The organism is Microbulbifer sp. VAAF005 (genome assembly GCF_030012985.1).
Taxonomy (GTDB): Bacteria; Pseudomonadota; Gammaproteobacteria; order Pseudomonadales; family Cellvibrionaceae; genus Microbulbifer.
On the sequence record NZ_CP120233.1, the window covers coordinates 3,989,759 to 4,003,717 of the forward strand.

Genomic DNA, 13,959 nt, shown 5'->3' on the forward strand with positions numbered 1-13,959 from the left:
TTTGTGTGGAGAGACTCTATGATACTAAAAAAATTACTATTGTGGCCGCCCATTTATAAGCGCTTACCGGCCGCATGGCAGGCCAGTAAGCTGAATCTTTACGGCCCGGACTTCGAGCAAGCTCCCTGGAAAGAAATCGACCTTTCCGGGATCAAACTCAAATTTAAAAATCCCCCTCAAACTGAGATGTTCCCCAATGATATCTGGGTGGAGCGGATGAATATCTACGATGATCAATCTTTTAGCCCCCTTGGGATGGTGGCAGGACTAAAACGCTATATAAGAGCGGCTGGGTCTATACCGATGGCCTGTTCGGCGATGGGGTTGTGGGGGGCGGTACCCTACAGATGATTATTCAGCGGCGGGATTTAAAAAAATACGGTTTGCAGAGCCTGTTTATTCCTGAGCAGTTTGCAGTGATTTTGCTGGATGATTTGGCGAAAGATTATGGAGAGCGGAATAGAGAGCTGCGCGAAGGCGATTATTTGGAGCCCTACAATCCGGAAGTTGATGTTTGGTTATACCCTAAAAGTGTTGAAGCACTGAATCCATCGGAGCATCGGGGACTGGCCTGCTACTCATTTCCTATATGGCAGCCGTTCGAGATGAAAAGACACACATGGGCTACCGCGATTACTGATGAGCATATCCTTAAATTTGCCTACAGACCCAGCGCCAATGCTGTCAACCACTTGGCGGATGACAATAACTTTGCTGAAGCGGCAGAAAGAACGGCGCGTGACTTTGCTGAGAATCTCTATATTACCCTGACGCCAGATGCTGAAAGGCAGCGGCAGGCGGCTTTAACTGAAGCCTCGAAATTGGCACAGCAGCGGGCCTAGATTTGGCCCGAAGTTTGTGTGGAGAGGCGGTGTGATGATGAAGAAACTATTATTGTGGCCGCCCATTTACAAGCGCCTGCCGGCCGCATGGCAGGCCGGTAAGCTGACCAATATATCAATTGGTTTATAAAATCAAACACCAATCTATTTTTATTCGCCACTAAAATAGGCAGCTTTACCCCTGCTCACTAACCGAATTTGATCGGTGCTGTTTCAGGGATAGCTTTAGCAGAATCCAGGCATGGTAAATACTCCCCAAGAAGTACATCATTATGCCGAGTGCAACAAGAATACCTGCTGGGATAAAGGCGTCGCTTTGTATGATCAAGCTAGAGAAATACTGGTACTCAAAAATATCGCCCTCATTAGATAGTTGAAAAATAAATAAGAAAAAACAGCTATACCAAATATTTGAATTTATTTTTCTAAAATGTTTTTTTTGTAGTTCAGATATGAAAGGTTTGCCGGTTTGTAGGTGTCGTATGCGATAAATAATGCAGGCTGAGCAAGAGGTGAATAGAAACGCAAGAAAACTTATCGCAAAGAGAGTGTTGGTGTTCTTCATATCCAAGTTGGATAGGTACTGGAGGTCAAGAATGTCGCCTTCGGTGTACACTTGATAGATAAATAAAGTTAAATATAGATAGCCGATATTCAAGAAAATCTTTTCAAGATGTTCTCTCGCTGGCTTTGAAATGGATAAATTTCTCATTGTTTTACAAATTTCTACTGCGCTGAATTATTAGTTGAAATAATTGTTTTCCCTAAATGCCATAATAACAATGGCCTTAATCGTTGCTTATTCTTCGCTGGTGGCTTGCCAATCGGAAAGGCGCAGGTCGCCGGTTTGGTAGAAGTGGCGGATACTTTTGATATAGGCGAGGAAGTCTTTATTCTCTGCCGCGAGGCGGTTGGCGATATCCCAGTCGATGGCGGCGCGTTCGCGGGAGGGGATCAGGATTTGGCTTTCCGTCGGGTTTTCGGCATCCAGCAACATTAAGCCGATACCGTGGGCGGCGCAGAGCAGGCGCAGTTCCTTTAGGGTGTCGCTGCCCTCAATTTCGGCGGCGACCAGGTAGCCCAGGTTGGCCCAGGAGGAGTTGGACAGGGCCTGGAAGAAGCACTCGCGGCTATTGGAACGGTTCAGCCGGCATTTGACTTCGAAGGACCAGAGGCGGGTGCGCTGGTCGGCGTATTGGCTGGCACAGGCGAGGATTTCTGTGTTCCAGCCGTCGGTGAGATTCTCCAGGGCGACAATATCCGGGTAGAGCCAGCGGTTGCCGTTGGGGCCTTTGTTATTGGAGCTGCGCTTTTCGTCGATACGCTTGCTGAGCAAGCTTAACTCCGCATAGAGGTATTCACCGAGCAGTGGATAGAGCTGGGCCTCGCTGGGCTTTTTACTCGGGGGAGGACTTTTAGTGGCGCTTGCCGGTGCGGATTCCGCGCGGGCGATTTCCTCGGTGGCGCTGGCCTCGCTGTAATAGAATTTGCGCGGCCGGGTTTCCAGGGTTTTTATCTGTGGGTGGATTTTTTGCAGGCGCGGGCGCGAGGCTGCAATCTCGGCGACGATCTGCTGGAGCAGCTCGCTTTGATTATTGAGGAAACTGCTGCGGGCCAGTTTGTCCGCGCAGGCTTCGGGGTGGAATTGCAGGATTTTTTCCGCGATCTGGCGGGCGCTCAGTGGTTGCTCGCGGTGTTCGCGCAGTATCTCAAACACGCTTTCGCGCAGTTTTAAGGCCATAATTCTTCCTTGTGGCGTGCCCGGCAGGGGGCTGCCGGGGATATTTTTATTTCTTGCCGATTAGGCGGCTGTGGTTTTGCGGCGCTTGCGCGGAGCCGCTTTGGTGGCGGCGCGCTCGGCTTGGATTCGTTCCAGCAGGGCGGCGGCGCTGTTGTCGCCACTAATCAGGTCAGGATTGTCGCGGCGCCACTGCTCGGTCAGCTCGCCCCTAAACGCCTTGGCCAGAATCGATTGGCTAAGCTGCTCCACCTTGGCCAGGGCGCTATTCACCTGCTGTTCGATTTTATCGGCGTAGGCGAAGAGGTGTTCTACTTGATGTACTACTTCTAACTGCTGTTGATAAGGCGGAAAGTTAAAGCTTAGCGATTTTAGTATCTTCAGGTTAATGCGAGGACGTGTTACTCCCTGAACCTGCTGCTTTATCTGTGTATATGAGCTAGAGCTAGCTAGAATATAAGCCAAGTAAGAGGAGTTTACCTTTTCACTATTTGGCCGCAGACAAAAACAGTCTGCTTTATTTATATACAGGTCGTTCTCAATATTGAAAACACAAACTCTTACTTCCTCATCAACGAAAGAAGAAAATAAGACATCTCCAACATTTAGCTTATTTTTAGTGAGAGTTTTGAACTTTTCTTCACTGATAAATGTCTTTTTTGAATCGTCAAAGCTGAGATTACCTATATTTTCTAGCCTAGCAACTCTCACCCCGTCATCAGTGTAATCGGCAGTTTTGAGCTTTGAGCCAAATGGACCATCGAATGCTGAAAGGCATACTTCACCAATCGTTTTAACTTCAGCAGCCCAGTTTTTTGTCAGGCTCCCACTAACCGCCGCTGCCAATACCGCTTGGCGAAAGCGTTTTAGGATCTGCGGGATGCGTTGCAGGCGGGCTTTGCTGCTCTCCACCTGCACCAGTAAGCGATCGAGTTTTCCGGTGATTACTTTTTGTTCGGCTAATGGGGCAAGTGGAAGTTGTAAATTTTCTAATTTTGGAATTTCAATACTATTAACTGTTGTTCCAGATTTAGAACAATTTGAAAGTATGACTTGGGAAAATGCACGAAGTGTATACGCTAAGTAACTTCCATGTATATGTTCGTGAGGCTCTATAACTTTTAGGTCCTGATTGACTGTAAGCTCGATGTTACTCACCGCAATAGGAAAAGAATGTTTAAGTATTCCACTTCGAACTACGAATAAAATACTGTTTTTGGGGTATAATTTCCCCCCTTCACTTAGAGCAAGACTGCTAATTTTATCAAAAGTATCGTTTAGAATAGCTACCTTCATATCTTTTGGGGATGCCCAAAAAATATCTCCATCATTCCAATATAATGGGTTTGATTTTGCAGGAGTCTTTCCACCTTGGAGCTGGGTGACTTCTTTTAAAGTGAAACTGATCCAGCTGATAGGAGCTTGACTCATTGTTTTGCCTCGTTGGTTATTTGAGACAATAGTGAGTGTTGATTATTTGCTTCTTCCCCTGCCCCCAACTCCCGCATTAACCCGTCCAATTCCCCCAAGGCCTGCACCAGCTCCCCCATAGCCTCACCAGCCAACTCCGCCGGCTCCGGCAGCGCACTGGCATCGACACTGTCGGCATCTTTTAGCCAGCTAATATCCAGGGAATCGCCTTTTTGCTCGGCGATCCAGTCGCGGGAGAAGCGGCGCCAGCGGCTGTTTTCTATGGTCTGTTCGGCACCCTTATCACTCCCATTACTTTCAGCACAGAAAGACCAGTCGCCCTCGCTGCGTTTGCTGGTGCCATCGGGCTTTTTGCCGTAGCACTTTTCAAACGGTTTTAAGTGTTCCTCTTTAAACGGATTGCGCTTGCCGAAGCTGGGCATATTGGTGCGGAGGTCGTAGACCCAGGTATGTTGGGTGCAGTTTTCCTCCTGGTAGGGGTCTTTGGCGGAACCCTTGTTAAAAAACAGCACATTGGTTTTCACCCCGGCGGCATAAAAGATGCCGGTGGGCAGGCGCAAAATGGTGTGCAGGTTGCACTTGTGCATCAGGTCGCGGCGGATTTCGGTGCCCACGCCCGCTTCAAACAGGACGTTATCCGGCAGTACCACGGCGGCGCAGCCGCCGGGCTTGAGGGTGCGGTAAATATGCTGCACAAAGGCCAGCTGCTTGTTGCTGGTTTTATAGGTGAGGTCGTCGCGGCTGATACTGGCTTCGCCGCCCTTGGCGGTGCCAAACGGCGGGTTGGCCAGCACGATATCCACCGGCTCCAGGCTGGCGCCGGCCTGGCCGAGGGCATTGCCCAGGTGCACCACGCCTTCGGCATCGCCCTCCATGCCGTGCAGCAGGCAGTTCATCAGGGCCAGGCGGCGGGTACTGGGGACCAGCTCGATGCCAATAAACGCCTTGTTTTTCTGGAAGTGCTGGGCCTTGGCATCCAGGTCGAAGAGGTCGTCGGTGTGGTCTTTGATATAGCGGTCGGCGGCAATCAAAAAGCCGCCGGTGCCGGCGGCGGGGTCCTGGATCACTTCGCCGGCCTCGGGTTTGACACAGCGCACCATGGCGTCGATTAGGACGCGGGGGGTGAAGTACTGGCCGGCGCCGGATTTGGTCTCGGTGGCGTTCTTCTGCAACAGGCCCTCGTAGAGGTCGCCGAGGCCGTCTTTCTGCGCGCTGAACCAGTCGATCTGGTCGAGGGATTTGATCATCTGCTCCAGGTGGCGGGGCTCGCGCAGACGGGTCTGGGCATCGGCGTAAATGGCGCTGATCAGCGGGTCCTCGTGGGCGATATCGCCGCTGGCGTGGCGTCCGGTGGACAGGGCGAGCAGTATGCGCTTGTAGTCGTTCAACAGGTTGATACCGGACTGGCGGTTGAGATCGGTCCAGCGGCAGCCTTCCGGCAGCGGGTGCTCCTTGAGGGCGCCGCTCTCGGTGTTCTCGTGCACCATCTTGATAAACAGCAGCAGCACCAGTTCGGTGACATAGTCGGAGTAGTTGATACCGTCGTCACGCAGTACGTCGCAGAGGTTCCAGAGTTTCTGCACGATATGGTTGTTGGTCATGGCTTTTAAACTTCCTGTTGGCGGGGAGCGGGGCTCCCTGGCAAATATCGAGTAGTTGGGGAAAGGCGTAAATGGTGGGCGTGCGGCCCTGGCCCTGACGCAATATGGTCAGGGGCCCCTGTGTTTGGCTGAGTTGGCGCAGCAACCCCTGCAGGGTCTGTTTGTTGATTTGGTTGCGCCGGGCAAAATCGGCGGCATTAAAAATGGGCTGGTCGAAGATGCCGTCTAATAACTGCGGGCTGTGCTGGGTGTGGGTAATCTCGCGAATCTGGTTTTTGGTGGTCTCGTACAGGGCCATAATGCGCCGTACCTGCAATAGGTTGGTATGGGCCTGTTGGGTAATGGCCTCCAGGAAAAACTGAATCCAGCCGCTCCAGTCGTTGTGGCGGGAGATATTGGCGAGCCGCTGGTAATACTCTTCGCGGTGGGATTCCAGGTAGGCGGAGAGGTAAAACATGGGGCTCGATAGCCGCTGGCGGGCGTAGAGAAATAGGGGAATCAGCAGGCGGCCAATCCGTCCATTGCCATCTTTAAACGGATGCAGCAGTTCAAATTGGGCGTGCACTATGGCGGTTTGCGCCAGTACATCGAAGTCTTGTTGTTGCAGGTATTCCTGCCAGTGTTGCAGGTGGTCCGCTAACTGTAACGGGTTGGGGGGCACAAAGGTGGCCTGCTCCAGGGTACAGCCGGCATGGCCAATCCAGTTTTGATCCCTGCGGAAGTGCCCGGGGGATTTGTCCTGCCCGCGCACATTGTCGAGCAGGATTTCGTGCAACTGGCGCAGCAGACTCAAGCTGATCGGGCGCCCAGCCTGTAGGTGTTGCTGGGATAACAGCAGGGCTTTGCGGTAGTTGCGGACTTCATGAATATCGGCACTTTTACGCCCTTCAAAGTGCTGCCCGGCCTCTTGCTCCAATACTTCTTCCACCGTCGCCTGGGTGCCCTCAATCTTTGAGGACAATACGGCCTCCTGCTGGGTCAGGGGCGATAGCATCACGGCGGGATTGATAATGCCCTGAAGCAGGCCGCTGTATTCGGCGAGCTTGGCGTTTGCCTCACCTACCGGGGTAATCAGGCGTGCGTAATCCAGTTGCTTCAGGGGCAGGGCGTCGGGCGTGTAGGGATTCATGGGTGTATGGCTACTTGACGTGTATTTTTCCACTGTGTTCAGGCACTACAGGCCCCGTGGCACTATACCAATGGCCCTATTCGTTGTGTATCAAATGCTGGCAAATTTGATATGAGAGGGGGCTTGTGTGGGGTGTCTCATACACAAACCCTCTTGCGTATCAAAAATCTGGAAATTTAATACATAATTGGGGTGGCTTATGCTGGCACCGGCTTGGGGGTTGCCCAGACGGCCATATTCAGCTCCTCTAATACCGTGTCGAGCTGGTCGTCCAGCACCTTGTCCAGCTGGCGGGCGCCGCCCTGGAAGGCGGGCAGTTTGTCAATGGTGTCGCGGTCGATAATCACCTCGTGGGTCAGCTGTTTGGCCAGGCGCTCCAGCCAGCGGCGCTGGGCGGTTTTCCAGGGGTGGCGGGCGTAGATTTTCTCCATGGCCGCCGCCACGCGCTGGGCAAAGGGCACCAGGGCTTCCCCCAGGGCGGCGCGGCGGATATGGCCGATAATACTGGCGGCGATATCCCGGTTGGTCTGGCTGCGCACGGCGGCCTGTAATTTGGCCTCGGTGTAGCCGTGGCTATCCAGCAGCAGCTTGATCTCCTTGAGTTGGGCACGGGTGAGGTCGCGGGGGCGCTTGGCGACCACGGTGATGGCGGCGGACTCGTTAATCTGCTCGCCAATAAAACGGGTGAAGCTGTCGAGGTAGACTTCGGGCTTGCTGTGCTCGCCGTAGCCCTGGCTGCGTTCGAGGACTTCATCTGCGTGTGTGGAGATCACCGGATGGCGCTCGCTGCCGAGCAGGGCTTTCACTTCGGCCAGCTGATGCAGCAGGCCGCCGTGCTGGTTGAGAAATTCGGCGGCTTTGTGTGGGCCGAGGCCGTGCAGGTGGCTGTGCAGGGATTTGGCGGGGACACCCCAGCTCTGTTCCAATTCATTGAGCTTTTCCCGCAGGGCCGGGCGCTTCTCTGCGCTGTTCTCCGCTTTGCGCAATACCCGCATGAGTTTTTGGCTGAGCTGGCTCAGGACCACATCGGCCTGGCTGTCCATGCCCGGTTCGCCGGGGCTCTGTAGGGCGCGCTGCAGTTGCTCTGGGTCGGTGAGTTCGCCGGCCAACTGCTCCAGGGTGATATTGGGGTCTTTGACCAGGGGTTTCATGGTGTTGACGTTTTGCAGCGCTGCGTAAATATCTACGGGGTCGTAGATGCGAAAGACGGTTTTGCCGATTTCATCGCAGCGGCGGGTGGCGCGGCCGATCATCTGTTCGTAGAGAATGCGCGAGCGCACCCGGCGCATAAAGACCAGGTTGCAGATTTTGGGTACGTCGATGCCGGTGCTGAGCAGGTCGACGGTGATGGCGATATTGGGGTAGCGCTCGTTTTTATACTGGCGAATTAACTGTTTGACGCTGGGACTTTGCCCGGTAATTTTGGCCACGGCGGCCTGGTTGTAGTCGTCGCCGCAATAGTCGCCAAAAGCTTGGTCCAGCAAGCTTTTGACTCTGTCGGCGTGGCTGTCAGTGGTACAGAAAATCAGGGTTTTCTCCCCGCCGAGCGGGTCCAGCTCCTGCGCCAGTTGCTCGCAGATCACCCGGTCAAAGTTTTCGTTAATCACGCGGCGGTTAAAGGCGTCCACGTCGAAGTGCAGTTCGTCTTCCAGTTCGGCGCTGTCTATTTCACCGGTTTGGGTGTCCACCGTTTCCACGGTGCTGCCGGGCGCAAAGGTGATGCCGTTTTTACTGAGCAGGGTTTGGTAGCGAATGGGGGGCTCGTGGTCGATCAGCCAGTCATCGGCAACAGCCTCGCGGTAGGAGTAGGTGTATACCGGCTTGCCGAAAATTTCGCTGGTGTGTTTGGCGGGAGTGGCGGTGAGGCCTACTTTCACCGCGTCAAAATAGTCCAGCACGCGGCGGTAGCTGGATAGATATTGGCTGGCATCGCGGGTGGCCAGTTCGCCTTCAGTCATCTCCTGGTCGAGGGTGTAGCCTCGGTGGGCTTCGTCCACGATCAGGCAGTCGTAGTGATCTACGGTGGGGGGCGTTTCACTGGCGAACAGGCGGCTCACCATGGCCTGCACGGTGGCGACCTGGATGCGGGTTTCCGCCTCGACGGCCATATCACCCAGCTCGGCCAGGTTATAAATTTTGGAGATGGGGTGGTTCTGCTCCAGCGGCGCTTCCTTAAAGGCATCCTGGGCCTGCTCGCCCAGAGCGGTGCGGTCCACTAAAAACAGGATGCGGTTAAAGCGTTCGGCTTTGAGCAGGCGGTACATCAGGCCGATCACGGTGCGGGTTTTGCCGGTGCCGGTGGCCATGGCCAACAGGGCGCGGCGTTGGCCGGAAGTTATCGCAGCTTCTGCGGCGAGAATGGCTTTTTCCTGGTAATCGCGCAGTTTGAGGTAGCCAAAAGGTTCCCGCTTGAGTTGATCTTCGGCGTCCTGTTTGCTGCGCTGGAGTCGATCGAGCAGGCCCTGGGGGCTGTGGAAATTGGGCAGGGCGTGGGCGCGATTTCTGGGGCTGCGTACATCCCGAAACCAGATACCGGACAATTCCTGTATCTGTGGCAGGTAGGGGCGCCCATTGCCGGAGTAGACAAACGGTACTAAATAGTGGCCGCTGTGGTTGTCTGGCCAAGCAATGGTGCGCCCGGCAAACTCCCAGGCACTGGTGAGCGGCGCTTGTATAACGATATTGCGGCTGTAACCTTCGGCCTGGGGAATCTTGCCGGCAACATTTTTATTTTTCCGCTTTGCTTCCACTACCGCGATGGGCATCAGGCCGACAAACAGCACATAGTCTGCACGCCCTTTGTTAGTCGGCCATTCGGCGATGGCCCTATTGATACCTTTCTCTGGGCGTGCGCCTTTGGCGTATCTGAGTTCCTCTGTATCTACCTCCCAGCCGGCATCGGTGAGTTGTCGGTCGATCAGGATGCGGGTGAGATCTTCGTCGAGATCGAGGTCGAGCTTTACCGCCCTGGTTTTGCGCACGGCTTCTTTGCGCTGGCCGACCCTCTCTTTGGCCTCGCTTGCAGTCAGCTGTTTTTGCAACGCCTGGATTTTGTCTTCGTAGCCGCGCTTGGTCTCTTGCAGGGCCTGTTCGTGAGCGGCGACCTGAGCGGCATTGGCGCGCGCCTCTTCATCCATGGCCAGGGCCAGGGACTCGTAGTCGGACTTCTCCTGGGCGATCAAGTCGTTGAGCTTTTGGCTGGAGTCGAGCTGTACGTTGGCCTCTGTCAGCTCGCTGCGCAGCTGTGCGATTTTTTCGTGCAGTTGGTGGAGATCTTTACTGGGGTCCTCGGGGGCCTGGAAACGGCCCGCTTTAAATTGAGCACCGTTGCGGCCAAAGGCGCGGTGAAACCAAACGGCCAGACAGCGGGCTACACGCAGGCCATCCATGGCCTCTTTGTGCCGGGTTTTGAACTGGTGCGTGGCGCGGTTGCCCTCGACGCGCAGGGTGCGAAACAGCTGCCGCACCGCCGGCTCAAAGTTGAGCTCGCGCCCCAGCCGTTCCACCAGTTCCAGCTGTGTGGTTTGCTCAGTAAATGCCACTCCACTGATGCTGGCGATATGCTGGGCGAGCGCTTCCCCCAGCTGGCGCAGCTTGATCAGGGTGGTATTGGGATCGCTGCTGAAGGCGCGCTCGGCGGCGCAGGCTAATTGAACAAAAAGGGGGTCGTGTTCGGCGAGGAAGGCAAAGTTTTTGCTCTGAGTGAGGTCTATCGCTGACACATTCCCTCCAATGGCTGTTCAGCTGGTGTAAGGAAGGCTAAGGCTCGCTACCACTTGGCTTAGCGCTTATTTTTTTACCTTTATACGACGGTGATGCTACCTGAAATTGGCGGATTGTTTAACTATTAGGCGGGAAAGGGGGTTAAGGGGCGCTGTTGGGGGGTATCGATGGGATCAATCTGGCGGGAAAAATAGGGGCTCCATCGGAGCCCCTATTAAATGATTTAATCCTGGAACAGTGACAACCACTGCTCCGAATCCAAGGCAGCACTTTTCCCATCTTTACTGTAAATCGCATCTGCCAGCGCCTGCTTGTGCGCTTGCATATCGATGATTTTTTCTTCGACGGTATTCTCACAGATAAATTTATACACAAAGACCGGTTTGTCCTGGCCGATACGATATGCGCGGTCGGTTGCCTGGTTTTCTACTGCCGGATTCCACCAGGGATCGTAGTGAATGACCGTATCGGCAGCGGTAAGGTTTAGGCCGACGCCTCCGGCTTTCAGGCTGATCAGGAATACGGGAATATCACCCTTCTGGAAAGCGTCAATCGCTTCCTGGCGTTTGCGCGTGCGCCCGGTGAGTTTTACATAGGGTATTGCCTGTTCTTCAAGGGCGGTTTCAATCTTGCCGAGCATTTCGGTAAATTGGGAGAATACAAGTATCTTGCGGCCTTCCTCCACCATTTCCGGGAGGATGTCCATCAGTGCTTCCAGCTTGGCCGATTGTTTAACCTTTTTTGCCTTGTCCAGTTTGACCAGTGCGGGGTCGCAGCAAATTTGTCGCAGCTTTAATAGGGCATCCAATATTTCGATATGAGATCGGTTGAGCCCTTTCTTTTTCATCAGGTCCCTAACCCGCTTTTCCATTACCGAGCGTACGGTTTCGTAAAGCGCGGCTTGGGCGGTATCGAAAGTAACTCGCTGGATAATTTCTGTTTTTGGGGGAGTTCAGTGGCAACTTCCTGCTTGGTGCGGCGTAAAATAAATGGGGAGATTCTCTGGTTCAGAGTCACTTGTTTGTGCTCATTAGCCTGCTTCTCAATGGGGGTTCGATAAAGCCCATTAAACCTTTTCTGGCTGTGCAGGAAACCGGGCATCAGGTAGTCAAACAGTGCCCACAGCTCGCCCAAGTGGTTTTCCAGTGGCGTTCCTGTCATGCACATTTTGTGCTTTGCACTTAGGGTACGGAGTAATTGTGCCGCTTTTGATTTGGGATTTTTAATCACCTGGGCTTCATCGAGAATCAATAGATGAAAATCATACTCTTTTAATATTTCACTATCTCGAACAATCAACGGGTAGGTGGTTATCACCAGATCAGACTCGGGAATGAGTGAGAAATTCTCATGCCGCTCACTGCCGTGAAGTAGTAGCGCTTTTAATGTTGGAGTAAAGCGCAGGGCTTCGTTGAGCCAGTTACCCACCAAGCTGGTGGGTACAACCACCAGGGCGGGGGCGGTTAAGCGGCGGCTCTCTTTTTCTTTGAGAATATGAGCCAATCCCTGCAAGGTTTTACCCAGGCCCATGTCGTCGGCCAAAATACCATTCATATCGAGCTTGCGCAGGTGTTGCAGCCATTCAAAACCCGCTTGCTGGTAGGGGCGTAATTGTGCTTTCAGTGCCCTGGGGGTTTTACACTTTGCGGGCCCTTTTGTAGATTCTTGGCCAGGGCTTTTAGATCTTTATTGCCCTGCCAGGCTGAATCGGCATTGGGCAGCTCCGGCATAGCAAACCTGGGTACCTTGAGGCTTTGGGACTCACTGTCATACCACTCCTCTAAAACTGCAAACAGGTTGCGAAATAGTGCACTGGGTAGACGAATATACTGGTCTGAGCCGAGGGGAACTAATATGTCTTCTTCTTCAGCAGCCGCATATCCTGATTCCAAATACTGTAATATTAGCGGCGCCAGGTGAATGGGTTGACCTTCAATATCTACGGTAGCACTCAGGGAAAACCAGTCATTGTCAGACTCTTCTGTTTGCCATTCCCAATCTTCAACCTCGTGTACTTTTAATGAAAAATCATCCTCGAACTCGATTATCCAGCCCGCTTCCTCAAGTCTTGGGATACCCTCGTTGAGGAAATCGTGCCAGCGCTCAATAGGCGTTTGACCGGTTTCGCCATCATCGAAGAACAGAGAGATCTCACCGGCTTCATTAGCTCCCAAGCTCCACTGCCATTGCATAAGATCCTTCAGTACAGCGATTTCGTGATGAAAATTTCGCTCCACTTTATAAAGCTTATCTTGTTGAGAGTAGATATTAGTTTCTGGGCGATTTTCGGCAAGTATTTCTTTTGCACGGATTACTACCGGGCCGTACTTAATGTGAAAATTGGCCGTGTGAATACTTTCAATCTCTCCCGGAATGGGGATCGATTTAAGGGTTAAGACCGGCCTTAGTGAATCGCCTACCTGTATAATAGGCAGTGATTTTGGTGTGGGTAAATGTTCACTGCCATAGTGACTATTAAGAAAGGTAATAGCACTGCCCATTTCTTTTTTGGAAATGGCTGGCATTGTTGCAAAGTCATTTAAAGCTCCACCACCCACCGGGCTTATGATAGGACCAATGATGTCTTCTTGTGGTGAAAAATAGCAAGGTGGCTCGGTGGGGATTAGTTTCCAGTCATCGGGAAGGTCAGGCACATCTAATTGCAGCTGTGCACCGTTATTACTTTCTTCCCAGTTGAGCTCCAGCTTGACTGCGTCCCCCCCATGAATCGGAGTTAGAGAATCGATATCGCTGAAGAAACGTCCACTGTCTAGCAGGTTTCTCAACAGAAGCGCACCTTCCTCTCCAGATATGGTTTTCCTGAAAAAGGACTGTGACAGCAGTTGTTGAAGGCCAAAAATTCTCTGGTCGATTTTTGATATGGCAAGGCTGCTGTTGATATGGAAGTATTCTCGCTGGGGCTTACCATAGCCGCCTTTTTTGAGTGGACGGGCAGAATAGACATTAATCCTGGCATGTGCAGGGGAATACCGATCATCCCAATCCAAGGTATATAGCAGGTCTCGTTGTGCTGGTGAATCAAGCACGAGTTCACGCTGTTTCCCTGTAACATTGTTTTGCCAATGCTCCCAGGTTGTACTATTTGAGACCCGTCTGGGTGTCTTCTGGACTTCATTAACCGCTGCCATCAGTACAGCGGCGACATGTTTGCAGTTGTACCCCACTGGACAGGAGCACTCGCCATCAATTTCGAATCCCCCCAAAATAGGGTCTTCGACTATTTCTATAAGTTGTTTGTAGTGGCTGGCATAGGAACCCCTTACCCTCCCGGTGATGGTTTTGCCATCGTGGGAAACATTAAATTCCTGAACTTTGCCGTTTCGAAAGTAATCTTTTCCCCTAACCAGGCTATTACTAGGGAGTTGCTGGGAAATGCTTCTAAAATCTATCGGGATGTTCATTTATTTTGGAATTGCCTAATACTAGCCGGTTAGCGATTACAGTTCTAAGAGAGTCTTTTGTGTTAATGGTACT

General features: G+C 52.8%; 10 protein-coding genes. 2 read left to right on the plus strand and 8 right to left on the minus strand.

From position 1 onward, the window contains the following. Positions 1-18 precede the first annotated feature (18 nt). The gene (locus P0078_RS17940; protein ID WP_282931279.1) at positions 19-351 is read left to right on the plus strand and encodes a hypothetical protein; all 333 of its coding nucleotides are present in this window, start codon (positions 19-21) and stop codon (positions 349-351) included. Next, positions 348-842 (plus strand): hypothetical protein, encoded by a 495-nt coding sequence (locus P0078_RS17945; protein WP_282931280.1) that lies wholly within the window; start codon positions 348-350, stop codon positions 840-842. The genes P0078_RS17940 and P0078_RS17945 overlap by 4 nt, the downstream gene beginning before the upstream one ends. Before the next feature lie 799 nt (positions 843-1,641). Here P0078_RS17945 and P0078_RS17950 read toward each other — a convergent pair. From P0078_RS17950 to P0078_RS17985, 8 genes are all read right to left on the minus strand, one after another. After that, positions 1,642-2,583, minus strand: a complete 942-nt coding sequence (locus P0078_RS17950) for a COG2958 family protein (RefSeq protein ID WP_282931281.1) — start codon at positions 2,581-2,583, stop codon at positions 1,642-1,644. Between the two features lie 60 nt (positions 2,584-2,643). Further along, complete coding sequence (locus tag P0078_RS17955) at positions 2,644-4,011, minus strand: restriction endonuclease subunit S (protein WP_282931282.1); 1,368 nt, start codon at positions 4,009-4,011, stop codon at positions 2,644-2,646. Beyond that, entirely contained in the window at positions 4,008-5,612 is a 1,605-nt protein-coding gene (locus P0078_RS17960; protein ID WP_282931283.1) for a class I SAM-dependent DNA methyltransferase, read from the minus strand. Before P0078_RS17960 ends, P0078_RS17955 begins: the two co-directional genes overlap by 4 nt. Further along, the gene (locus tag P0078_RS17965; protein ID WP_282931284.1) at positions 5,557-6,741 is read right to left on the minus strand and encodes a Fic family protein; all 1,185 of its coding nucleotides are present in this window, start codon (positions 6,739-6,741) and stop codon (positions 5,557-5,559) included. The genes P0078_RS17960 and P0078_RS17965 overlap by 56 nt, the downstream gene beginning before the upstream one ends. A 197-nt stretch (positions 6,742-6,938) precedes the next feature. Next, positions 6,939-10,463, minus strand: a complete 3,525-nt coding sequence (hsdR, locus tag P0078_RS17970) for a type I restriction-modification system endonuclease (protein WP_282931285.1) — start codon at positions 10,461-10,463, stop codon at positions 6,939-6,941. Positions 10,464-10,687: 224 nt separating this feature from the next. Continuing rightward, positions 10,688-11,311, minus strand: a complete 624-nt coding sequence (locus P0078_RS17975; protein ID WP_282931286.1) for a DEAD/DEAH box helicase — start codon at positions 11,309-11,311, stop codon at positions 10,688-10,690. Between the two features lie 23 nt (positions 11,312-11,334). Further along, positions 11,335-12,087: an SNF2-related protein gene (locus tag P0078_RS17980; RefSeq protein WP_282934639.1), complete on the minus strand. Its 753-nt coding sequence runs from the start codon at positions 12,085-12,087 to the stop codon at positions 11,335-11,337. Next, entirely contained in the window at positions 12,084-13,886 is a 1,803-nt protein-coding gene (locus P0078_RS17985; RefSeq protein WP_282931287.1) for an SWIM zinc finger family protein, read from the minus strand. The genes P0078_RS17980 and P0078_RS17985 overlap by 4 nt, the downstream gene beginning before the upstream one ends. Positions 13,887-13,959 lie beyond the last annotated feature (73 nt).